This window comes from Branchiibius hedensis (assembly GCF_900108585.1).
In the GTDB taxonomy this organism is placed as follows: Bacteria; Actinomycetota; Actinomycetes; order Actinomycetales; family Dermatophilaceae; genus Branchiibius; species Branchiibius hedensis.
The window spans coordinates 1,499,728-1,522,987 of the sequence record NZ_UESZ01000001.1 but is presented as its reverse complement, the minus strand read 5'-3'; the positions used below and the strand labels follow the sequence as shown (position 1 = coordinate 1,522,987).

General features: G+C 67.6%; 20 protein-coding genes and 1 pseudogene. 18 read left to right on the top strand and 3 right to left on the bottom strand.

All coding sequences use genetic code 11. The features are described 5' to 3' along the window. The 11 genes and pseudogenes from steA to DR843_RS07380 all read left to right on the top strand — a co-directional run bounded on the left by steA (position 1) and on the right by DR843_RS07380 (position 10,691). A complete protein-coding gene (gene steA / locus DR843_RS07430) occupies positions 1-1,191 on the top strand; it encodes a putative cytokinetic ring protein SteA (RefSeq protein ID WP_109684787.1) in 1,191 nt (396 codons plus the stop codon). Continuing rightward, positions 1,188-2,108, top strand: coding sequence for a copper transporter (locus DR843_RS07425; protein ID WP_170119775.1), 921 nt, complete (start codon positions 1,188-1,190; stop codon positions 2,106-2,108). The genes steA and DR843_RS07425 overlap by 4 nt, the downstream gene beginning before the upstream one ends. Then, a complete protein-coding gene (locus tag DR843_RS07420; protein ID WP_109684785.1) occupies positions 2,105-2,890 on the top strand; it encodes a hypothetical protein in 786 nt (261 codons plus the stop codon). Before DR843_RS07425 ends, DR843_RS07420 begins: the two co-directional genes overlap by 4 nt. After that, a complete protein-coding gene (murJ, locus tag DR843_RS07415; protein WP_109684784.1) occupies positions 2,887-4,458 on the top strand; it encodes a murein biosynthesis integral membrane protein MurJ in 1,572 nt (523 codons plus the stop codon). The genes DR843_RS07420 and murJ overlap by 4 nt, the downstream gene beginning before the upstream one ends. Further along, a complete protein-coding gene (locus DR843_RS07410; protein ID WP_109684783.1) occupies positions 4,455-5,492 on the top strand; it encodes a glycosyltransferase in 1,038 nt (345 codons plus the stop codon). The genes murJ and DR843_RS07410 overlap by 4 nt, the downstream gene beginning before the upstream one ends. 11 nt (positions 5,493-5,503) lie before the next feature. After that, positions 5,504-7,188: pseudogene (locus tag DR843_RS07405) on the top strand (CTP synthase). Next, complete coding sequence (locus DR843_RS07400) at positions 7,185-7,865, top strand: NUDIX domain-containing protein (protein WP_245934051.1); 681 nt, start codon at positions 7,185-7,187, stop codon at positions 7,863-7,865. Before DR843_RS07405 ends, DR843_RS07400 begins: the two are co-directional and overlap by 4 nt. Then, positions 7,835-9,016 carry a pyridoxal phosphate-dependent aminotransferase gene (locus DR843_RS07395; RefSeq protein ID WP_245934050.1) on the top strand — a complete coding sequence of 394 codons (1,182 nt, stop codon included), beginning with the start codon at positions 7,835-7,837 and terminating at the stop codon, positions 9,014-9,016. Before DR843_RS07400 ends, DR843_RS07395 begins: the two co-directional genes overlap by 31 nt. A gap of 9 nt (positions 9,017-9,025) precedes the next feature. Then, positions 9,026-10,000, top strand: coding sequence for a zinc-binding dehydrogenase (locus tag DR843_RS07390; RefSeq protein WP_109684782.1), 975 nt, complete (start codon positions 9,026-9,028; stop codon positions 9,998-10,000). Between the two features lie 32 nt (positions 10,001-10,032). Continuing rightward, positions 10,033-10,272, top strand: coding sequence for a type II toxin-antitoxin system Phd/YefM family antitoxin (locus DR843_RS07385; RefSeq protein WP_172461487.1), 240 nt, complete (start codon positions 10,033-10,035; stop codon positions 10,270-10,272). A gap of 29 nt (positions 10,273-10,301) precedes the next feature. Continuing rightward, positions 10,302-10,691 carry a type II toxin-antitoxin system VapC family toxin gene (locus DR843_RS07380; RefSeq protein WP_109684781.1) on the top strand — a complete coding sequence of 130 codons (390 nt, stop codon included), beginning with the start codon at positions 10,302-10,304 and terminating at the stop codon, positions 10,689-10,691. Positions 10,692-10,699: 8 nt separating this feature from the next. Here DR843_RS07380 and argG read toward each other — a convergent pair whose 3' ends face one another. Beyond that, positions 10,700-12,118: an argininosuccinate synthase gene (argG, locus tag DR843_RS07375; protein WP_109684780.1), complete on the bottom strand. Its 1,419-nt coding sequence runs from the start codon at positions 12,116-12,118 to the stop codon at positions 10,700-10,702. Between the two features lie 365 nt (positions 12,119-12,483). Here argG and aspS point away from each other — a divergent pair, with 365 nt between their 5' ends. Together aspS and DR843_RS07365 are read left to right on the top strand one after the other, a co-directional pair. Beyond that, the gene (gene aspS / locus DR843_RS07370) at positions 12,484-14,262 is read left to right on the top strand and encodes an aspartate--tRNA ligase (protein ID WP_109684779.1); all 1,779 of its coding nucleotides are present in this window, start codon (positions 12,484-12,486) and stop codon (positions 14,260-14,262) included. Beyond that, a complete protein-coding gene (locus tag DR843_RS07365) occupies positions 14,259-14,879 on the top strand; it encodes an HAD family hydrolase (protein ID WP_109684778.1) in 621 nt (206 codons plus the stop codon). The genes aspS and DR843_RS07365 overlap by 4 nt, the downstream gene beginning before the upstream one ends. On the opposite strand, the gene DR843_RS07360 is transcribed toward DR843_RS07365, so the two are convergent. Together DR843_RS07360 and DR843_RS07355 are read right to left on the bottom strand one after the other, a co-directional pair. Further along, on the bottom strand, positions 14,865-15,671 hold the full coding sequence (locus tag DR843_RS07360) for a thioesterase family protein (RefSeq protein WP_245934049.1): 807 nt from the start codon (positions 15,669-15,671) through the stop codon (positions 14,865-14,867). The two genes, DR843_RS07365 and DR843_RS07360, sit on opposite strands and share 15 nt — an antisense overlap. Positions 15,672-15,686: 15 nt before the next feature. Continuing rightward, on the bottom strand, positions 15,687-16,523 hold the full coding sequence (locus tag DR843_RS07355) for a GNAT family N-acetyltransferase (protein ID WP_170119774.1): 837 nt from the start codon (positions 16,521-16,523) through the stop codon (positions 15,687-15,689). On the opposite strand from DR843_RS07355, the gene DR843_RS07350 reads away from it, so the two are divergent. The 5 genes from DR843_RS07350 to DR843_RS07330 all read left to right on the top strand — a co-directional run bounded on the left by DR843_RS07350 (position 16,513) and on the right by DR843_RS07330 (position 23,247). Beyond that, on the top strand, positions 16,513-17,919 hold the full coding sequence (locus DR843_RS07350; RefSeq protein WP_109684777.1) for a replication-associated recombination protein A: 1,407 nt from the start codon (positions 16,513-16,515) through the stop codon (positions 17,917-17,919). The two genes, DR843_RS07355 and DR843_RS07350, sit on opposite strands and share 11 nt — an antisense overlap. Positions 17,920-18,105: 186 nt before the next feature. Next, on the top strand, positions 18,106-19,899 hold the full coding sequence (locus tag DR843_RS07345; RefSeq protein WP_109684776.1) for an ABC transporter substrate-binding protein: 1,794 nt from the start codon (positions 18,106-18,108) through the stop codon (positions 19,897-19,899). 147 nt (positions 19,900-20,046) lie between these two features. Next, positions 20,047-21,090: an ABC transporter permease gene (locus DR843_RS07340; protein ID WP_245934048.1), complete on the top strand. Its 1,044-nt coding sequence runs from the start codon at positions 20,047-20,049 to the stop codon at positions 21,088-21,090. 80 nt (positions 21,091-21,170) lie between these two features. Continuing rightward, on the top strand, positions 21,171-22,160 hold the full coding sequence (locus DR843_RS07335; protein ID WP_109684775.1) for an ABC transporter permease: 990 nt from the start codon (positions 21,171-21,173) through the stop codon (positions 22,158-22,160). A gap of 10 nt (positions 22,161-22,170) precedes the next feature. Further along, on the top strand, positions 22,171-23,247 hold the full coding sequence (locus tag DR843_RS07330; RefSeq protein WP_109684774.1) for an ABC transporter ATP-binding protein: 1,077 nt from the start codon (positions 22,171-22,173) through the stop codon (positions 23,245-23,247). Positions 23,248-23,260: the final 13 nt, after the last annotated feature.

The window sequence follows — 23,260 nt, the reverse complement described above, 5'->3', positions numbered from 1 at the left end:
ATGGCTGGCGTGAGACTGCCCGTACGTCGCGAGAACGGCCCCGATACCGTCGCTGCCGTCGGAACGGCTCGTGTCGACCCTCGCACCAAAGCTCTCACCAAGCGCTTGAAACCCGGTGACGTCGCCATCATCGACCACGAGGATCTGGATCGGGTCAGCGCCGAGGCGTTGGTGGCCTGTCGTCCGGTCGCCATCGTCAACGCCGCCCGGTCCAGCACCGGTCGTTACCCCAACCTGGGTCCGGGGATCGTCGTGGACAGCGGCATCCCGTTGATCGACGCGGCCGGGGAAGCCGTCATGGCCATCACCGAGGGTGCGCAGGTCGGCATCAGCGCCGACGGTGCGGTCCTGGTCGGCGGTGCTGTGGTCGCCACTGGATCAGCGATGACCCCTGCCGCCGTGGAGCACGCCATGGACGAGGCCCGCGCCGGACTCGCGGTGCAGATCGAGGCGTTCGCCGGCAACACCATGAGCTACCTGCGCGAAGAACGTGATCTGCTGCTGAACGGGGTCGGCCTTCCCGAGTTGACCACCTCGATGGACGGTCGGCCGGTGCTGATCGTCGTGCGCGGCTACCACTACCGGGAGGACCTGCAGACGCTGCGCAGCTTCATCCGCGATCAGCGCCCGGTGCTGATCGGGGTCGACGGTGGCGCCGACGCACTGCGCGAAGCCGGGTACAAACCCGATCTGATCGTGGGTGACATGGACTCGGTGTCCGATGCGACGTTGCAGTGCGGCGCCGAGATCGTCGTGCACGCGTACCGCGACGGGCGAGCGCCCGGGCTGGCCCGCGTGCAGGAGCTGGGTATCACCGACCCGGTGGTGTTCCCGGCCACCGGCACCAGTGAGGACATCGCGATGCTGCTGGCCGACGAGTCCGGCGCCAATCTCATCGTCGCGGTCGGAACCCACGTGACGTTGATCGAATTCCTCGACAAGGGTCGCGCCGGGATGGCCAGCACCTTCCTGACCAGGTTGCGGGTCGGCAGCAAGTTGGTGGACGCCAAAGGGGTCAGCCAGCTCTACCGCTCCACCATCAGCGCCCGAGCACTGGTGCTCCTGGTGCTGGCCGGTCTGATCGCGCTGGTCGTCGCGATGATCGCCACCCCGGGCGGGAGCGCAGCATTGCAGCTGCTCGGAGCCCGCTGGGATGACCTGTGGGCATGGTTGCGAGGATTGTTCCAATGATCGACTTCCGCTACCACATCGTCTCGCTGGTCGCTGTGTTCCTGGCGCTCGCCGTCGGCATCGTCATCGGCGCCTTCACCCTGTCCGGTGGTGTCGGTGACTCCTTGAACCACCAGGCCAGCAGTCTGCGCTCGGAGCAGGCCCAACTGCGGGCGCAGGTCCAGGCCACCGGCAACGCACTCAACCGCGCCGACAACTTCGCGACCCTCGCCGACCCGGCGCTGATCGACGGCGTCCTCAGTGGCGACTCCATCGCACTGGTCCTGCTGCCGGGCACCCCGGACAGCCTGCTGTCGGCGACCAAGTCCTCGATCGCCTCCGCAGGGGGATCGGTTGCGACCACCGTGACCCTGAGTGATTCGTGGCTGAAGGCGCAGTCTGCTGAACGGCTTCGGGCCGTGGCAACAACCGTGGGCGTCGAGCCCGCACAGACGGATGCGTCACGGCTGCCGGGGATCGTCCTCGGCAAGGCTGTGATGGGCAGGGACACCGCAGCCGGGAAGGCAGCCCTGGAGAAACTGCAATCGGAGTCGCTGATCGACATCGACGGTACGGCCGCGGGCAAACCCACCAGCATCGTGGTCCTCTGGCCGGGCCTACCCGCAACGACCGACCAGCAGACGGTCACCGGCTGGACCGGTTCCATCGCCGGTATCGGTGCGTCCACGACGGCGGTCGTCGGTGTCTCCAGCGGCCCGGCCGACAACGATCTGACCAATCCCGATCCGCTGGTGACCTCGCTGCGGGGATCGGCCGATGCGACGGCGACGATGAGCGTTGTCGACGACGGCGGCCGGGCGATGGGCCAGACGGCTGTCGTGCTGGCCACCCAGAAAGAACTGGCCGGCGTTTCTGGTCAGTACGGCCTTGGAGCGGACGCGACGGGACCGATCCCGGCGATCACCGGGGCCCGGTGACCGGCTACGCGGCTGCCGCAGTTCGCGCGGGCGCCGCAGGTCTCATCACGACTGCCGCCTACCAGGCGTTGATCCAGTCGCCGTGCCGAAACCTGCTCTCCCGCAAGAACTTTGCCGATCGGCAGGTCACTCTGGCCGAGGGCCCTGCGGTCGTTGCCGGTCTTCTCGTGGCCGGCCGGCTACCAGGAGCCCTGGCACTGGGCACCGGAGCGGTCGGTCTCCTGGATGATCTCGCCGCCGGTGAGGCCGCAGCCAAGAAGGGCCTACGTGGCCATCTGGTCGCGCTGCGTCGCGGGCAACTCACCACGGGCGTGGTCAAGATCGTCGCGATCGGCGCCGCCGCCCTGGCCAGCACCGCGGTTGCCGATCGCGGCCGACGGGGCGCCGCGGACACTGTGCTGGGCGCAGTGCTGGTCGCGGGCACGGCCAACCTGCTGAACCTGTTCGACCTGCGCCCAGGCCGGGCGCTCAAAGTAGCCGTCGCGGGCGCCGCCCCGCTGCTGCTCGTCGCCGACGACGGCGCCGCAGCGATCCTGGGCGTCGCCACCGCCGGCGCACCGGCGGACCTGGCCGGACGCAGCATGCTGGGTGACACCGGCGCCAACGCGCTGGGTGCCGTCCTCGGGCTCGCCTGGGCGCGGCGGCTGCCATTGGCCGGCCGGGCGTTCGGTGCAATCGCGGTGGCTGCACTCATCCTGGCCTCGGAACGCATCAGCTTCACCCAGGTGATCGCCAGCAATCCGGTGCTGGATGCCGTTGACCGCTGGGGTCGACGGGGATGAGCCGCCGCGGTTCCCTGGCCGCCGCCGCCGGCATCATCGCCGGGATCACCCTGCTGGCCCGGATCGTCGGCTTCGGTCGGTGGCTGGCGTTCTCCCACTCCGTTGGTGCGACCTGTGTCGGGCAGGTCTACAACACCGCCAACCTGCTGCCGAACGTCCTGTACGAAGTCGCCGCCGGCGGTGCCCTGGCTGCGGTAGCGGTGCCCCTGGTCGCTCGTGCGTTGATCACCGACCGCGCGGCCGCCGACAGGATCGCCTCGGCCCTGCTCACCTGGGCCATCGCCGTACTGCTGCCCCTCGCCGTACTCCTCGCACTCTTCGCCGGCCCGATCGCCTCCTGGATGCTGGGCACGAACGGGTGCGGTGACTCAGCCGTCAGCCTCGCCGCCACGTTCGTGCGGATCTTCGCGCCGCAAGTCGTCCTCTACGGCATCGGAGTCGTTGCCGGCGGCGTCCTGCAGGCGCATCAGCGGTTCGTCGCCGCCGCGCTCGCGCCGCTGTTGTCCAGTCTGGTCGTCATCGCCTCCTACCTGCTCTTCGGGCGGATCGGCACCGGCGATCCGGCTGCCATCACGCCCGCCGCCGTCGCTGTCCTCGCGGGCGGCACCACCCTGGGCGTCTGCGCCCTCAGCCTGCCGCTGCTGGGTGTGGCCGCTCGGGCCGGGATCCGGCTACGCCCGAACTGGCACTTCCCACCCGGGGTCGCCGCGCAGGCGCGTCGGTTGGCCGGCGCCGGGATCGCCGCGTTGATCGCGCAACAACTCGCCGTACTCATCACTGCCTGGGTCACCAACCACCGCGGTGGCCCGGGCGCGCTGACCGTCTACAACTACGTGCAAGCCCTCTATCTGCTCCCGTACGCCGTGTTGGCCGTTCCCGTCGCGACTGCGGCTTTTCCGCGGCTGGCCACCGGTACTGCGGGCACACTGGGCCGTTCCGCCGCAGTGGTCGCTGTCGCGGGAGCCGCCTCAGCAGCGTTGTTGATCGCAGTGGCCCCGGCGGCGGGGCGGTTCTTCGGGGCTCTCGACGCTGGCCGCGGTGGCACCGGTGCGAACGCGCTGGACGGCCTGGCCCCCTCGCTGACGGCGTTCGCCCCCGGAGTGCTCGGTTTCGGACTCACCGCGCTGCTCCTGCGAGCGGCGTACGCACGGCACATCACCGGTGGGGCGGCGGCCGCGATGTGCCTCGGCTGGGCGATCGCGGGTCTCGGACCGTTGCTCACCTTGTCCGAACCCGCCGACTCCAGCACGGTCCTGGTCCGACTCGGCGTGTTCAGCACGATCGGGATGAGCATCGCCGCACTGGCGCTCGCGGCCCTGTTGTTGCGCAGCGGACCGGGGTGGTCGCGGTTGCCGTGGCGCACGCTCGTCGCCGGGCTCCTGGCGGCGGCGCTCGGTGCACTGGGTGGCCGGTGGTGTGCGGACCGACTCGCCGGCGGGTCGTTGGCTGCGGCGACTCTCAGCGCCGTCGTCGCGGCGTTGGTGGCGTTGGTCGTCTTCGCTGCGGTGCTGGCGGTACTCGACCGGCCCACGTTCGAGCGGCTGGTCGTCCGCCGGGGGCGGGGATGAGGGTTGCGATCGTGCTCGGCGAAGTGGCCGGGGGAGTGCTGGCCCACGTGCGATCCGTGGCCGCCGGGCTGATTGATGCCGGCCACACCGTGGACGTGGCCGGCCCACCCGGCGTCCTGGATGTCCTGGGCGTCGAAGGCGTGGATCGTGTCCCGGTGCGGATCGGCGACCGGCCCGATCCGCGCACGGACGCAGCCACGGTGCGCACCCTGCGCACCCTGCGGGTCGCGGATGTCGTACACGCGCACGGGGTGCGGGCCGGCGCCCTGGCCGTACTCGCGCACACCGGGCGTCCCGTCGTGACGACGTTGCACAACGCGGCCCCGACCACCTCGCGGGTCAACGCCGCGCTCTTCAGCTTGTTGCTACGGGTCGCCGCTCGTGGCAGCGCCGTGGTCCTGACGGTCAGCCCTGACCTGGATGCTCCCGCTCGTCGCGCAGGCGCTCGCGACGTGCGGCGTGCCGTGATCGCCGCTCCCGAGAGCGCGGTGCCGCCGATCGCCCATGACGGCTTCCGGGCCATCTGCGTGGGCCGCCTGACCGCCCAGAAGCGAATCGATCTGCTGGTCGACGCCGCCGGCCTGGTCGAGGACGTCACCTGGTCGGTGGTGGGTGACGGGCCGGATCGGAACGTCTTGCAGGCCCGGATCGATGCCACCGACGCGCCGGTCGAGTTGCTCGGCCGCCGCGGTGACGTGCCGCAGTTGTTGGCCACTGCCGACGTCGCGGTGTCCACCGCCGCGTGGGAGGGGCAGCCGGTGTGGTTGCAGGAGGCGGTGCGAGCCGGGTTGCCCGTCGTCTCCTTCGACGTCGGTGGAATCCGTGAAACCATCGGGGCGGCAGGCGTTTTCGTCGACTTCCCTCAGGTGGAGGGGATCGCCCGTGAGGTACGTCGATTGGCCGGCGACCCGGCGTACCTCACCTCTCGCCGAGGCCAGGTCCACGCTGTCGCGGCCACGCTCCCGACCCGGCGTGACGAGATCGACGCATTGATCGGGCTGTATGCGTCGCTGACGACCCCCTCGATGTCATAGACTGGTAACCCGTGGTGGACGTGACGAAACAGATCTTCGTAACCGGAGGCGTCGCCTCCTCACTCGGCAAGGGCTTGACCGCCTCGAGCCTGGGGCATCTGCTCCGGGCCCGCGGTCTACGGGTCACGATGCAGAAGCTCGACCCCTACATCAACGTCGATCCCGGCACGATGAACCCGTTCCAGCACGGCGAGGTCTTCGTCACCGAGGACGGCGCCGAGACCGACCTGGACATCGGGCACTACGAGCGGTTCCTGGACACCAACCTCGAGGGCAGCGCCAACGCGACCACGGGCAAGGTCTACAGCCAGGTGATCGCCAAGGAGCGGCGCGGGAGTACCTCGGCGACACGGTCCAGGTGATCCCGCACATCACCAACGAGATCAAGCGGTTGATGCGGGCGCAGGCCGCCAAGGACGTCGACCTGATCATCACCGAGATCGGCGGCACCGTCGGCGACATCGAATCGCTGCCCTTCCTGGAAGCCGCCCGACAGGTGCGCCAGGATCTCGGCCGCGACAACGTCTTCTTCCTGCACGTCTCCCTGGTGCCCTACCTGGCGCCGAGCGGCGAACTCAAGACCAAGCCCACGCAGCACTCCGTGGCCGCTCTGCGCCAGTTGGGCCTTCAGCCCGACGGTCTCGTCCTGCGCGCCGACCGCGAGCTGCCGGAGTCGATCAAGCGCAAGATCTCGCTGATGTGCGACGTCGACGGCGAGGCCGTCGCAGCCTGTGTCGACGCGCCGTCGATCTACGACATTCCCAAGGTGTTGCACCGCGAGGGGCTGGACGCGTACGTCGTGCGCCGGCTCGGTCTGCCGTTCCGCGACGTGGTGTGGGACGACTGGGACGAGTTGCTGCGTCGCGTGCACGACCCGGCGCACAACATCGAGATTGCCTTGGTGGGCAAGTACATCGATCTGCCGGACGCCTACCTGTCGGTCACCGAGGCAATGCGGGCCGGTGGCTTCCACCACGACGCGAAGGTCACCATCCGCTGGGTCGCTTCCGATGACTGCCAGACGCCGGCCGGCGCGCAGAAAGCGCTCGGCGGAGTGGATGCGATCCTGGTGCCGGGCGGCTTCGGGGTGCGCGGCATCGAGGGCAAGCTCGGAGCGTTGCGCTGGGCCCGCGAGAACAAGATCCCGACGCTGGGCATCTGCCTGGGCCTGCAGTGCATGGTGATCGAGTACGCACGCAACGTGGTCGGTATCGAGGACGCCAGCTCCAGTGAGTTCGACCCGCAGACCGCCGACCCGGTGATCGCGACGATGGAAGAGCAGAAGGCGTTCGTCGACGGAGCTGGTGACCTCGGCGGCACGATGCGTCTGGGCTCGTATCCTGCTGTGTTGCAGGACGATTCGATCGCTGCTTCGGTCTACGGCGCGACGGAGGTCACCGAGCGCCACCGGCACCGGTACGAAGTAAACAACGCCTACCGCGACCGGCTCACCGAGGCCGGGTTGGTGATCAGCGGGACCTCCCCGGACCGCAACCTGGTGGAGTTCGTGGAGTTGCCGCGCGACGTACATCCCTATTACGTCTCGACCCAGGCACACCCGGAGTTCAAGTCCCGTCCCGACCGGGCGCACCCTCTCTTCGCGGGTCTGGTCGGCGCGGCGATCGACGCGCAGAAGGCCAGCCGGTTGGTTGAGGTTGAGAAGCCGCGGGCAACCGAAACCGTTGCCGCGCAGTGAGTCTCGAGGTTTCAGGTACGTCGGCCCCTGGCCTGGCCGCGGACCTCGCCGACCGCATCGAGCCGGCTGAGGTCCTGTCGTCCACGACCTCGTTCACCGGTCACGTGTGGGATATCCGAACCGACGTCGTTGACCTGGGCGGCGACGGCGGGACGGTGACCCGTGACTACATGCAGCACCCGGGAGCGGTGGGCATCGTGGCGTTGCGCGGTGAGCCGGGCCGGGAGCAGGTGTTGCTGATCCGGCAGTACCGTCATCCGGTCCGCGCCCTCGAATGGGAACTGCCCGCCGGTCTTCTCGACGTGGCGGGGGAGCCGCCGCACGAGGCTGCTGCCCGTGAGTTGGCCGAGGAGGCGCATCTCGGCGCCAAGCAGTGGCATGTGCTGGTGGACATGTTCTCCTCGCCGGGTGGCTCGTCGGAGGCGATCCGGGTGTTTCTGGCGCGAGACGTATTCGATGCTGTTGCAGAAGGTTTCGTTCGCGAGGGCGAAGAAGCGGGTCTGACCAGCGGGTGGTTGGACCTCGACGCGGCGGTGACCGCAGCGCTCGAGGGGCGGTTGCACAACTCGTTGTTGATCGCCGGGGTGCTGGCTGCGGCCTCGTCACGGGAGCGCGGCTGGAGCACACTGCGGGCGGCGGACGCCCCGTGGCCCGAGCACCCGTCGTACCGCGACTGATGATCCCCGTCTCCGTCCGCTCGGACGTGCCGCCGTTCCAGGTCATGGAGATGTTCAAGGCGGCGACGAAACGTCAGGCGACGCACGGTGACCTGTTGCTGTTGTGCGTGGGTCAGCCCTCGACTCCGGCGCCGCGCGTCGTGCGCGACGCCGTTGCGGCGGCGGTGGAGACGCAGAGCCTCGGATACACGGACCCAGGTGGGAACCTCGATCTGCTCACGGCGATCGCTGGGCACTATCGCGACGAGTACGGCGTCGAGGTCGATCCCGACGAGGTGCTGATCAGCAACGGGTCGTCCGGTGGTTTCAGCACGGTCCTGCTCACCGCGTTCGAAGCCGGTGATGCGATCGCGATGACCCGGCCGGGGTACCCAGCCAATCGCAGTTCCGCCCTTGCCCTCGGACTGCGGGTGCTCGAGGTGCCGGTCGATGCGAGCACCCGCTTCCAGCCGACGATCGAGGCACTGGAGGCATTGCCGCAGCGGCCGCGTGGGCTGGTCCTGGCCAGTCCGGGCAACCCGACCGGCACCATCATCGAGCCCGAACGATTGGCCGAACTGGCCGCCTGGTGTAGCGCCAACGACGTGGTGCTGCTGTCCGATGAGATCTACCACGGCATCAGCTTCGGTGCGCCGTGTGTGACGGCTCGTCAGTTCAGTGACGACGCGATCGTGATGGGTTCCTTCAGCAAGTACCACTCGATGACCGGCTGGCGGGTCGGCTGGAGCGTGCTGCCGGCCAACGTGCGCTCGAGAGCCGAAGTGCTGCAAGCGAATCTGTCGATCTGCGCGCCGGCGGTGTCGCAGGTCGCGGCGCTGGCTGCCCTCAGCCCGCAGGCCCGCGGCGAGTTGGACGGGCACGTGGCACGCTACGCCCGTAACCGTGATCTGTTGCTGCGCCGGCTGCCGGAGTTGGGCATCACCCGGTTCGCGCCACCGGACGGTGCGTTCTACGCGTACGTGGACGTGTCCCATCTGACCGATGACTCGCGGGCATGGTGCTTCGAGATCCTCGATCGAACCGGAGTCGCGATGGCCCCGGGCATCGACTTCGACCTGATCGAAGGGCACCGGTTCGCGCGGTTGTCGTTCTGCGGCAGCACCGCAGACTTGGACGAGGCCATCGACCGATTGTGCGCCGTCACGCGTTAGCGTGGCTGCATGCTTGCTGCCTACGCCGTCGCCGCCGATGCCGAGAACCCGCTGAACGCTCTGGAGGTCGGGGAGATCGATCCGCCGAGCACCCCGGACGGTTGGGTGCCGGTGCGGATGAAGGCCGGCAGCATCAACCACCACGACGTGTTCTCCCTCAAGGGGGTCGGTCTGCCCGCCGACCGGCTGCCGATGATCCTGGGTTGCGATGGCGTCGGAATCGCTCCCGACGGCACCGAGTGCGTGTTGCACACGGTGATCGCTTCCCCAGGATTCACCGGGGACGACGAAACGCTGGATCCCAAGCGGTCGCTGCTGTCGGAGATCTACCCGGGCACGCTGGCAGAAGTAGTGCACGTGCCGCAGGAGAACCTGATCCCGAAGCCCGCTGGCTTGACCACGACGCACGCCGCGGTCTTGTCGACGAGTTGGCTCACGGCGTACCGGATGCTCTTCACCAACGCGCGCGTCAGCAAGGGTGACACGGTCCTGGTGCAGGGCGCCGGCGGTGGAGTGGCTACGGCGGCAGTGCAACTCGGCTCGGCGGCCGGTCTGAAGATGTGGGTGACCAGCCGGGACGAGGCCAAGGCCCGGCGGGCGCTCGAACTGGGCGCGGATCAGGTGTTTGCGTCGGGTGAGCGACTGCCCGGCCGGGTCGACGCGGTGATCGAAACCGTCGGTGCTGCCACGTGGTCGCACTCGATCAAGTCGTTGCGTCCGGGTGGCACCGTGGTCATCGCCGGAGCCACGTCCGGGGATGCTCCTGACAAGGCGGAGCTGACCCGGATCTTCTTCCTACAGATGCGGATCCAGGGTTCGACGATGGGCACCCGGCAAGAGCTGAAGGAGATGCTGGACTTCCTGGTCGAGCACAACGTCGAACCGGCCATCGACTCGGTGCGACCGCTGGCCGAAGCCAAGGACGCATTCGCCAAGATGATCGACGGGGACGTGTTCGGCAAACTCGTCGTGACGATGGACTAAGTCGGTGTATCACCGGTGATACGCTCAATGGTATGGGTGATGCGGTAAGCATTCGCGACCTGCGCAACAACGGTGCCGAGGTACTGCGTAGGGTCGAGCGCGGCGAACGAGTCGTGCTGACTCGCGATGGACACCCCGTGGCCGAGCTGAGCCCGTTGCCTCGGCGGTCTCCATCGACGGCGGAGCTGATCAGGCGCCGTAGGAATCTTCCGTACGTCGATCCGGTCGCCCTTCGCGCGGACATTGACGCCGTCCTGGATCCTTCGCTGTGAGTTCTGTCGAGTCAGAACAATCACGGGGGATGCTCGACACGTCCACGGTCATTCTGCTGGGCTCGCTCGCGGCGGAGGACCTGCCTGAGGACGCGGTCATCAGCGCGATCACGCTTGCCGAGTTATCCGTCGGACCCCTGGTTGCCGCGTCCGCATCGGAGCGAAGCGACCGCCAGCAACATGTGCAACAGGCCGAAGCTGATTTCCAGGCCCTGCCGTTCGACGCGGACTGCGCCAGAACATTTGGCGCAGTCGCCGCGGCATTACGTGCAGGCGGTCGAAAGCCTGCTGCCCGCGCGTATGACGCTCTGATCGCTGCCAGCGCGATCGCCTATGGGGTCCCGTTGTTTACCTGCAACCCAGGCGATTTCGCCGGGATACCGGCCCTCGATCTGCGTGCGGTGCCGTTGCCTGAGTAGCGCGTAACTCAGTCGGCGCCGAAGTCGAACGACGCCGACTCCAACGCCTCCTCGTCCGGTTTGGTGGCGTTGTTCTCAGAGATCTGCGCTGCGCCACCGGCCTCCAACTCGCCCACCAGGTCGCGTTCACGAGCAGGTAGGGAGCCCTGGCCGGCGTACTGCTCCAACTTGGCCCGGGTGTCGGCGATGTCCAGGTTGCGCATCGTCAACTGGCCGATCCGGTCGGTCGGCCCGAAGGCGGCGTCCTCGGTGCGCTCCATCGACAGCTTGTCCGGGTGGTAGCTGAACGCCGGGCCGGAGGTCGCGATGATCGAGTAGTCCTCGCCGCGACGCAGCCGCAAGGTGACTTCACCGGTGACCACGGAGGCGACCCAACGCAGCAGGCCCTCGCGAATCATCAGTGACTGCGGGTCGAACCAACGCCCTTCGTACAGAAGGCGACCCAGGCGCCGGCCGTCGGTGTGATAACCGGCGACGGTGTCCTCGTTGTGGATCGCGTTGAGCAGTCGCTCGTAGGCCGTGAAGAGCAACGCCATCCCGGGGGCCTCGTAGATGCCGCGCGACTTGGCCTCGATGATCCGGTTCTCGATCTGGTCGGACATCCCCAGACCGTGCCGGCCGCCGATCTCGTTGGCAGCCATGAACAGCGCGACGATGTCGCCGCCGTACGTGTCGTCGTTGATCGCGACCGGGCGCCCGCCTTCGAAGCGGATAGTGATGTCCTCAGCGGCGATGTGCTGCGACTCGTCCCAGAACGGCACACCCATGATCGGCTCCACGATCTCCAGCGAGGAGTCAAGCAGCTCAAGGGTTTTCGCCTCGTGGGTGGCGCCGAGGATGTTGGCGTCGGTGGAGTATGCCTTCTCCGCGGACGCCCGGTAGGGCAGGTCGCGCGCGGTCAGCCACTCTGACATCTCCTGCCGGCCGCCGAGTTCCTCGACGAAGTCCGCGTCCAGCCATGGCTTGTAGATCCGCAGCCCCGGGTTGGCCAGCAGCCCGTACCGGTAGAACCGCTCGATGTCGTTGCCCTTGTACGTCGATCCGTCACCCCAGATCGACACGTCGTCGTCCTGCATGGCGCGCACGAGCAAGGTGCCGGTGACCGCGCGGCCCAGGGGAGTGGTGTTGAAGTAGGTGCGACCGCCGCTGCGAATGTGGAACGCCCCGCAGGCGATCGCGGCCAGGCCCTCCTCGACCAGTTGCCGACGGCAGTCGACCAACCGGGCCAACTCCGCGCCGTACTGTCCCGCTCGTCCTGGGATCGAGGCGATGTCCGGCTCGTCGTACTGGCCGAGGTCGGCGGTGTAGGCGCACGGCACCGCGCCGTGTTCGCGCATCCAGGCGACCGCGACGGAGGTGTCCAAACCACCGGAGAAGGCAATGCCGACGCGTTCGCCGACGGGGATCGAGTTCAACACCTTTGACACAAGGGTCAAGCCTACTGGGCTGCGCGGAAGGTCCTGGACCAGGCGCTGCGCCCCCGACCAGGACCTTCACGTATCGCCGTGCAGGGGGACGTCACCGCCGCTCGCCCGCGGGAATATCGGTTTCCTTCAGAGCCGGGCCGCGCCGTACGATGGGTCTGTCCTTGGTGGTGGCGTGACGACCCACCGGAAGCCGGGACCGCGCGTGCGGCGTACCGACGAGAGGCCGGGGTCTCCTCGGCGAAGGTGTGGTGGCACCGCGACTTAGCCCCCGCCCACACCTCCTGGGCTGCCTTCTCGACAAGGTGGCGCCGTACTCATAAGTGCGTAGTGATCTTGCCGGGAACCGACCCGAAAGGACGCACATCATGCTTCGAACCCATGACGCCGGCACGCTACGAGCAGCTGACGCCGGGAACACCGTGACGCTCACCGGTTGGGTGGCCCGACGCCGCGACCACGGTGGCGTGGCCTTCCTCGACCTGCGCGACGCCAGCGGCATCGTGCAGGTGGTGGCCCGCGACGAGGTGCTCACCGGCGCCGCGCACGGCCTGCGCAACGAGTACTGCATCAAGGTCGTCGGCACGGTGACCCCGCGCGACGAGAAGGACATCAACCCCGACCTGCCCACCGGGCAGGTGGATGTGGTCGCCGACGAGATCGAGGTGCTCAGCGCCGCGGCGCCACTGCCGTTCCAGATCGACGAGCGGGTCACCGTCGGCGAGGAAGCCCGCCTGAAGTACCGCTACCTCGACCTGCGCCGGCCCGAGCAGGGTGACGCAATCCGGTTGCGCTCCAAGGTGAACGCCGCCGCGCGCACCGTCCTGGCCGAGCGTGACTTCGTGGAGATCGAGACCCCCACGCTGACCCGTTCCACTCCGGAGGGGGCCCGCGACTTCCTGGTCCCGGCCCGTCTGGCGCCGGGCAGCTGGTACGCCCTGCCGCAGAGCCCGCAGCTGTTCAAGCAGTTGCTGATGGTGGCCGGGATGGAGCGGTACTACCAGATCGCCCGCTGCTACCGCGACGAGGACTTCCGCGCCGACCGGCAGCCGGAGTTCACCCAGCTCGACATCGAGATGAGCTTCGTGGAGCAGTCCGACATCATCGAGCTCGGCGAGGCCATCGCCAAGTCTCTGTGGGCCGTGATCGGCGTGGACATCCCGACGCCGTTCCCGCAGATGACGTACGCCGACGCGATGGCCAAATACGGCTCGGACAAGCCGGACCTGCGCTTCGGCAACGAGCTGACCGAGTGCACCGACCTGTTCAAGGACACCACCTTCCGGGTCTTCCAGGCGCCGTACGTCGGTGCGGTCGTCATGCCCGGCGGCGCAAGTCAGCCGCGGCGCACGTTGGACGGCTGGCAGGACTGGGCCAAGCAGCGTGGGGCCAAGGGTCTGGCGTATGTGCTCATCCAGGAGGACGGCGAGCTGACCGGTCCGGTGGCCAAGAACCTGTCCGACGCGGAGAAGGCGGCGTTGCCGGCGCACGTCGGGGCGAAGCCCGGCGACTGCATCTTCTTCGCAGCCGGTGACGTGAAGTCCTCCCGGGCGTTGCTCGGCGCAGCGCGACTGGAGATCGGTAAGCGCTGCGAGCTGATCGACGAGGGCGCGTGGAGCTTCCTGTGGGTGCTCGACGCTCCGCTCTTCGAGCCCGCGGCGGACGCAGTCGCCTCCGGTGACGTGGCGGTCGGGGCCGGCGCGTGGACCGCAGTGCACCACGCGTTCACGATGCCGAAGCAGGAATACCTGGACACCTTCGACACCGACCCCGGCTCGGCGCTCGCGTACGCCTACGACATGGTGTGCAACGGCAACGAGATCGGCGGCGGCTCAATCCGTATCCACCGCAAGGACATTCAGGAGCGGGTGTTCAAGGTGATGGGCCTGTCGGAGGAGGAGGCGAACGAGAAGTTCGGCTTCCTGCTCGAGGCGTTCCAGTTCGGTGCGCCGCCGCACGGTGGCATCGCGTTCGGCTGGGACCGGATCTGCGCGTTGCTGGCCGGCACCGACTCGATCCGCGAGGTCATCGCCTTCCCGAAGTCCGGTGGTGGCTACGACCCGCTGACCGCTGCGCCGGCGCCGATCACGCCGCAGCAGCGTAAGGAAGCCGGCGTGGACGCGAAACCCGAGCCGAAGCAAGCGTGAGCACCAGCGCTGGATCGATCGCGGCGGTGCTGTGGGACGCCGACGGTGTCCTGCAGCACCACCGCGGCGACTGGGTTGCCAAGATGCGCGCGCTGGGTGGTGACCATCTGCCCGAGGCGCTCTGGCAGGCCGAAGGTCCGGCGCTGCGCGGTGACGAACCGTTCACCGACGGGATCCGGCGGGCACTGGCGACACTGCAGTTGAGCGACCATTTCACCGCCATCGTCGACTCATGGACCCACGTCGACGCCGACCCTGCCGCGTTTGCCCTGGTGGACCGCGTGCGCGCCGCCGGCACGCTGTGCGCATTGGCTAGTAACCAGCACGACGAGCGTCGCCGGCACATGGTGGAGCAGATGGGGTACGCCGATCACTTCGACCGCCTCTACTTCTCCAGTGACCTGCGGGTCGCCAAACCGGAGCCGGAGTTCTTCGAGGCGATCGCCGCGGATCTGGAGCTACCGGCTTCAGATCTGTTGTTCATCGATGACCTGGAGATGAACGTGCAGGCCGCGCGCGAGGTGGGGCTGCACGCCGTACGTCATGATCCGGACGACGGGGCCGAGGGTCTCCAGCGGATCCTGACCAGGTACGGCGTGCGGCTAGAACCGCGCTGAGGCCAGTTGACGGGACTGGGCCACCAGTCGTCCGGTGGAATCCCAGATTTGCGCGTCTTCCTCGTGCAAACCGCCGGCGACGGTCGTCGTGCGGGTCCGCACCTGTAGCCAGCCCGGCGCAGGGCGGGCGTGCAGATAGCCGCTGAACTGCACCGTCGGCACCCAACCCTTCGCGCCGAGATCGAAGGTGACCGGCGGAAATGCGTCCAGGAAGAGCAGCAGGGAGTGCAGGTCCGGCTCCCGGCCGTCGGCGAACCGGATCCAGCCACGCAACTCCCCGTTGCCGCTGGGTTGGCCGACCGCCCAACCCACGCACGCGGGGTCGAGGCGGATGTCGACCCGCGACAGCAGGCCGCTCTGGGACAGCGCGTCCGGCGGCGCATCGGAGGACCTCACACACGCATCCGGCTCCGGCATCGCCGGAGGTTGCGGGTTGAGGGTGATCGGCTCGGCGTACCGGTCGATGTCTCCGAGAGTCACGAAGGCGCGAACCCGTTCGTCCTCCTGGGACAGGAGGGTCTGCGCAGTCGTCATCGAACGACCGTTCCGCAGGACGTCAGTGCTCACCTCCGCAGCGCCATCCGCACCCGGCGACAGAAACACCGCACTCAACCCCAGGACGTCGCCATGACCACCCGCGCTCCGGCTGACCGATGAGGTGACCTGCGCCAGGAGCGACATGATGATGCCGCCGTTGACCGCGTTGCCGATGCCCCAGTCCGAGGACAGGCGGGCGGTCGCGCGGTTTCCGGTGAGCTCGAATGTGGTTGCCTCGTCGTACTCGCTGGTCACCGGGCCAGCCTAGATTCACGCGTCTTTGAGGATCTCCACGGCTGCCGGTTCGGCCATCGTCGCGACAGGCGCCCCAGGCAGCAGGCGAAACGACTGCCAGTGATGCGCCACCCGGTAGCCGAGGCCGCGGTAGAGGCTCACCGCTCGGTGGTTGGCGGTCATCACGCCAAGGGTCGCCACGCCGTACCGGTGGATCGCCCAGTTGGTCAGCGCAGCGGTGACGGCCAGACCGAGTCCGTGCCCCCGGTCCGCGGGGTCGACCGCGATCCCCGTCAGATGCGGCGCACCGGCGGGCGTCAGATGGACGGCTCCGACCCCCACCAGCCGACCGTGATCGCGCATCCCCAGCCAGTACCGGGAGGCGCCTTCACCCGGCTCGGACTCGGCGGCGGGATTGGCCCGCCGATAGAACTCGATGAGTTCCGCTGCGTCGCGTAGATCGTCGAGTTCCGCTGGATACCAGGGCGTTTCGATCGCAACTAGGTGATGCGTCGACAACCAACTCCACGCCCCCATCAACTGCATCGGGTACGCCGATCCAAGCCTTGAGCGCGTCGCCTCCACCAGGTGCGCGTCGAGCGTGAGGCCCGCGAGCCCGGGATGCGCGGCCACGGCTCGCGCCAGCAGATCCGGCAGCGCCTCGATCAGCGGGCCGGCATCCACCGCCGGTCCCTGGAGATTCATCGACAAGGCGCGACGGTGCGGCGGTTGACGCAGGTAGGCGCTCGCCATTCCGCACGACCACGCGGGCAGGGCGGTGGTCGAGTCCGGCCCGATGTCGTAACGCAGGAACGGATCGTCGGCGAGGTCCAGCAACTCCTGCACCGACGCGACGGATCGAATGTCACCCACGATCGTTAGCGTGTCAGGTGTGGTGAGCGGATCCGGCGACGACCTCTTTGCTGCCGCGACGTCCGACGACGGCCTCGACCTCGCGGCGCCGTTGGCGGTGCGGATGCGGCCGCGCAGCATCGAGCAGGTCCGGGGCCAGGAAGCCAGCCTGCGTCCGGGCAGTCCGTTGCGCCGACTGATCGAGGGCGCCAGCGGAGCCGCCGGTCCGATGTCGGCGATCCTGTGGGGGCCACCTGGCACCGGGAAGACGACACTGGCCCACCTGGTGGCGCTCGCCGCGGACCGCAAGTTCGTGGAGTTGTCCGCGATCAACGCCGGCGTCAAGGACGTCCGGGCCGTGATCGACGCCGCCAAACAGGATCGTGCGCTCTACGGCCGGGCCACGGTGCTCTTCCTCGATGAGATCCACCGCTTCAGCAAGGCCCAGCAGGACGCCTTGCTCCCCGCGGTGGAGAACCGGCTGATCATCCTGGTCGCGGCGACCACCGAGAATCCTTCGTTCAGTGTGATCGCTCCGCTGCTGTCGCGGTCGATCCTGGTGACGGTGCAGCCGTTGTCGGATGAGGACATCGCCTCGGTTCTGCAGGACGCCCTCACCGACGAACGCGGGCTCGCCGGCGAGTTCACCCTGGCCGACGACGCCCAAGCGCACCTGGTGCGGATGGCCGGCGGCGACGCCCGTCGTGCGCTGACCGCGTTGGAGGCGGCTGCGGGCGCCGCGGCGGGAGAGCCGCAGATCACGGCCGCTCATGTCGAACAGGCGATGCAGCAGGCGATGGTCCGCTATGACCGGGCCGGTGACCAGCACTACGACGTGGCCAGCGCGCTGATCAAGTCGATGCGCGGCAGCGATGTCGATGCCGCGCTGCACTACCTGGCGCGGATGCTCGAAGCAGGGGAGGATCCGCGATTCATCGCCCGCCGGATCGTGATCGCCGCCAGTGAGGACGTCGGGATGGCCGACCCGACGGCATTGCAGACCGCGGTGGCCGCGATGCACGCCGTCGCCCAGATCGGGATGCCCGAGGCGCGGATCATCCTGGCCCAGGCCGTCGTGCACAACGCGCTGGCACCCAAGTCGAACGCGGCGTACGCCGGGATCAACGCGGCCATCGCGGACGTCCGCGCCGGTCGCGGGGGTGCGGTGCCCCCACACCTACGGGGTAGTGGGTACGCCGGAGCCGAGCGGTTGGGGCACGGTGACGGTTACCGCTACAGCCACGACGAACCCGGCGGCGTCGGCGCCCAGCAATACCTGCCGGACGATCTCGTGGCGGACGCGGACTACTACCAGCCGACCGATCGAGGCTGGGAAAACACCCTCGGACCACGGTGGAGAAACAACCGCCGCCGCATCCACGGCGAAACCCCACCCGACGACGAATCTTCGGTATAACTGGACGTTTACCGGAAAGTCGCCGCATCCACCCCCTCTGTAACGGTTCGGTTAACACCGATAACAGTTGGGTCAAGGGGCATGGACAGGCGCGCCTCAGCAATAGATGGTGGTGGACAGCGTGCCGCGGACAACCCGCGCGCCCGTGCCGGAAGTTCCCGGTTCTTACCTATGAGGAGCAACTCAATGCGTTGGACGAAGATCGTGGCGCTCGCCGCCGCTGGTTCGTTGTCGCTCGCCGCATGTGGCGGCGGAAGCAACAAGGGTGGTGGAAGCAGTGACGGTGACACCAGCGGTGGGGGATCGCAGACGGTGGCGCTGGACGCTTCCGCCAAGGGTCCGGCCCCGGCCGTCGATGGTGCCAAGACCGGTGGCACCCTGACCGTGCCCTACAACTCGGTGCCGGAGACCTTCGACCCGACCCGTGACTACTACCAGGACACCGACGCCATCATGAGCCAGTTGGTGACCCGGTCGCTGACTGCCTACCGGGTGAGCAAGGACGGCAAGCCGGTGCTGGTGCCGGACCTGGCCGAGGACCTGGGCACCCAGTCCGACGACGGCCTGACCTGGACCTTCAAGCTCAAGCCGAACCTGAAGTACTCCGACGGCAGCACCATCAAGGCAGCCGACTTCGTGTACTCGATCAAGCGGTCGTTCGACACCGCGGACTACGCCGACGGTCCGGCCGCCAACTACGGCTTCCAGTACTTCAAGAACTTCCCGGACCCCTCGGCCGAGAAGCAGGCGGCGGGCGTTTACACCGGTCCCTACACCGGTAACGACAAGGACTTCACCACCGCCGAGGCGCCGAACGACACCACGCTGGTCGTCCACCTGAAGAAGAAGTGGCCGACCTTCCCGTACTACGCCGCGTTCCCGGTGATGTCGCCGATCCCGCAGGCCAAGGACACCAAGGCCAACTACGGCAACAACCCGGTGGCTTCCGGCCCGTACATGTTCGACAGCTACACCGTCGGCAGCGAACTGAAGCTGAAGAAGAACCCGAACTGGGACCCCAACTCCGACCCGTCGCGTCACCAGTTCGTCGACGCGTACGACTTCAAGTTCGGCGTCGACATCGTTCCGAACCAGACCGCGATCATCGCCTCCAACGGCACCGCGGCGACCTCGTTGAACTGGGACGGCGTGGACTCCTCGCTGATCAGCAAGGTCAGCGGCTCGGGCGCGAGCAACGCCGACCAGCTGGTCGTCGGTCCGGACCCGTGTGTCACCTACGCGACGATGGACACCCGTTCGGTTCCGCTCGAGGTTCGCAAGGCCTACGCGGTTGCCTACCCGATCGACCCGCTGCGCAAGGCCACCGGTGAGACGACCCTGTCGTTCAGCCCGGCCACCACCTACGGATCGGCCAACATCCCCGGCTTCGAGGCGTACACCCCGGTGAACGGGCTGACCGGTAAGGGCAACGGCGACCCGGCCAAGGCCAAGGAGATGCTGGCAGCGGCAGGCAAGACCGGCTTCAAGATCTCCTACTACTACGCCAACAACGACCCGACAGCCGTTGCGGCCAACGCGGTCAAGAAGCAGGCGCTGACCGCTGCCGGCTTCACGGTGCAGGACGTGGGCGTTTCCAAGACCGACCTGCGTAAGAAGCGCAACCTGACGGACGGCTCGGTCAACACCGGCCAGGGTCCGCGCGGTTGGTGCTACGACTGGCCGGCCAACGACTCGGTCTACCCGCAGATCTTCACCTCTGCGGCCATCGGCGCCTCGATCAGCGTCGGCATGCTGAAGAGCCCGGAGCTGGACTCGGAGATCAACGCGATCGCCGTCCTGCCGATCGACCAGCAGCAGGCCAAGTGGAACACCTTGGACAAGGAGATCGCGGAGAAGTACCTGCCGGCGGTTCCGCTCGACTACGGTCGTGCGAACCTGCTGTTCGGCAAGCAGGTGCACAACGTGATCAACGACCCGAACCGCGGCCTGCCGGACCTGGCCCAGATCTGGGTCGGCTGACCTTCTATTAGTTACGCCAGGTGAGCCCGCCTTCGCGACCGCGGAGGCGGGCTCACCAGTGCGGTAGTACACCTCACCGGACGCACCGGTTCCGGTTAGGCTCGAGCAGCGGGCATCATCCGCTCGTGGGCAGGTATTGGAGGATCGATGAGTCTCAGTCCGCAACTGAATCCGGATCAGGCCGCGGAGAGTGTCGAAACACTCACCCAGGCCGAGGACGCGCCCGGGACCACCGGGGGCAGGTTCCGGCGTAAAGGTACGGACAACGCCAGCAAGTCGCCGTCGCGGATCGCTTGGGAGCGACTGCGTCACGACAAAGTGGCGATCTTCTGCTCGATCATCGTGCTGTTCTTCCTGCTGATGGCGATTTTTGCGCCACTGCTCGCATCATGGGAGGGCCAGGACCCGAACGTCTCTGACACCAACTTGGTTGACCTCGACGGCAACCCGATCGACGGGCCGAATTCCCAGCACTGGCTCGGAGTTACGCCCAAGGTCGGTCGCGACATCTTCGCCCGCTACGTCTACGGTGTCCGGCCCAGCCTCGCCATCGCCGTTTTCGCCGCCATCGGCACCACCTTGATCGGTCTGGTGCTCGGTCTGCTGGCCGGTTACTTCGGCGGTTGGGTCGACAAGGTGGTCTCGTGGTGGGTGGACTTCCTGCTCTCCCTGCCGTTCCTGCTCTTCGCGATCGGTCTGGTGCCGATCGTCCAGTCGTGGTTCGGTAACCCGTTCACCATCACTGCGGAGACCACGGCGCGGGTCAGATTCGGCGCACTGATCTTCATCCTGCTGATCTTCGGCTGGGCCACGATGGCCCGACTGACCCGAAGTACCGTGATCTCGCTGCGCGAGTCCGAATTCATCCAGGCGGCCCGCGTGCTCGGTGTCCCGACCCGGCGGATCCTGTTCAAGGAAATGGTCCCCAACCTCGTGGGTGTGACCCTGGTCTTCCTCACGATGGCGGTCCCCACCTACATTTCCTCCGAGGCAGGTCTGTCGTATCTGGGTGTCGGCCTACAGGACCCCATCGCGTCCTGGGGCAACATGATCGCCGACGCGCAGAAGTACTACGCCACCCAGCCGCTCTACCTGTGGGTGCCGGTGCTGTCGGTCGCGCTGCTCGTGTTGGCGCTCAGCCTGCTCGGTGACGCAGTGGCCGACGCCTTCAACCCCAGCACCCGGCGATGACGCGGTTATCCCCGCGGACCGTCGCCCACCGTCCAGCGATCGACCGATCCGACGTGATTCTCCAGACCAAGGAGCGTTGAGTGCTTGTCTACATCCTGCGCCGACTAGCGCTGACTCTCAGTGTGATCGTGGGGGCGATCACCCTCACCTTCGTGATCTTCTATCTGGGTCCCAGCGACCCGGTCGCGGCGCTCTGCCCGCGCAACTGCACGGCGAACCAGCAGGCGCAGATCGAACGCAAGATGGGTCTGGACCAGCCGCGCATCCAGCAGTACGGCCAGTACATGAAGGGCCTGGTCGCCGGCCGCGAGATCGGTTCCGGTCCGACGGCCCAGAGTTGCGATGCGCCCTGCTTGGGCTGGTCCTTCATCCAGAACCGCCCCGTCAAGGACATCGTCTTCCAGGTGCTACCGGTGACGCTGAGCATCCTCATCGGTGGTGCCGTCGTGTACGTCATCTTCGGCCTGGCGTTCGGGGTGATCGCCGCGCGCAACCGGGGAAATTACCTGGATAGGTTCATCGTCGGGGTCACCCAGACAGTCCCGGCGGTGCCGTATTACGTGCTGGCTTTGTTGTTCTACCTCTACCTGATGGTGTTGCACCCGATCCTGCCGCAGGCGGGGTACACCTCACCGTTCGAGAATCCGTTCGCCTGGATCACCGGGTTCATCGGGGTGTGGCTGCTCTACGGGCTGTACGCCGCCACCGGGTACGTGCGTTATGTGCGCGCCAACATGATCGATGCGCTCGCCGGTGACTACGTGCGCACCGCGCGGTCCAAGGGTCTGTCGGAGTGGAAGGTGACGATCTCACACGCGCTGCGGGCGACCATGGCGCCGTTCCTGACGTTGGTCGGCCTGAACCTGGTGCTCGACATCGGTGGCGCCATCTTCACCGAGAACATCTTCGGGTTGCAGGGGATGGGGTACTTGTCGATCCAGTCCTTCAACAACTCCGACCTGCAGGTGATCAGCGGGATCGTCGTGGTGACCGCCATCGTGACCAGCGTGGGCAACCTGATCGTCGACCTGTTGTACGGCGTCGTCGACCCGCGCGTGAAACTGAGCTGAGGAGCCATACGTGTCAGCGATTATCGAGACGGGAACCACGCGTCGGCCGCCGGTCGACAAGGACGCGAAAACGATTCTCACCGTCAAGGACCTGCAGGTGCAGTTCCCCACCGGAGACGGCATCGTCAACGCGGTCAGCGGAGTGTCCTACGAGGTCAAACTCGGTCAGACCCTGGCCATCGTCGGTGAGTCCGGTTCGGGCAAGTCGGTGTCCAGCATGGCGGTCATGGGGTTGCACGACCCCAAACGCAGTCTGATCAGTGGCTCCATCGAGCTGGACGGCACCGAGTTGGTGGGCGCCGAGCCGAGTGTCTTCCGCAACGTCCGCAGCAAGAAGGTCGCGATGATCTTCCAGGACCCGCAGTCGGCGATGCATCCGTTCAAGCGGGTCGGTGATCAGATCGCCGAGGCCTACCGGATCCACAACAAGGTGTCCAAGAAGGTCGCCGGCGCGCGGGCCGTGGAGATGTTGGACCGGGTCGGGATCCCCAACCCGCAGCGCCGGGCCAAGCAGTATCCGCACGAGTTCTCCGGCGGTATGCGGCAGCGGGCGATGATCGCCCTCGGTCTGGTCAATGACCCGCAGTTGCTCATCGCCGACGAGCCGACGACCGCGTTGGACGTCACCGTGCAGGCCCAGATCCTGGACCTGCTCAACGACCTGCAGCGCGAGTTCGGCTCGGCGATCATCATGATCACCCACGACCTGGCCGTGGTGGCCGAGGTCTCCGACTACGTCATGGTGATGTACGCCGGTCGCAGCGTCGAGTACGGCACGGCGCAGGAGATCCTGGCCACCCCGCGGCACCCCTACACCTGGGGTCTGCTGTCGAGCGTGCCGTCGCTGAGCACCGACGTGGGCAGCGAGTTGAAGCCGGTTCGCGGCAACCCGCCGAGTCTGCTCAACCTGCCGACCGGGTGCTCCTTCCACCCACGCTGCGACTACATGTCGCGCGTGCCAGGGGATCGCTGCGTCAATGAACTGCCCGAATTCCTGCCGGTCGCCGGCGAGCCGGGGCGGCTATCCCGCTGCCACCTGGCTGACCCGGCCGGCATCTTCGCGGCCGAGATCGAACCGAACCTGTGAGTGAGCCGACGCC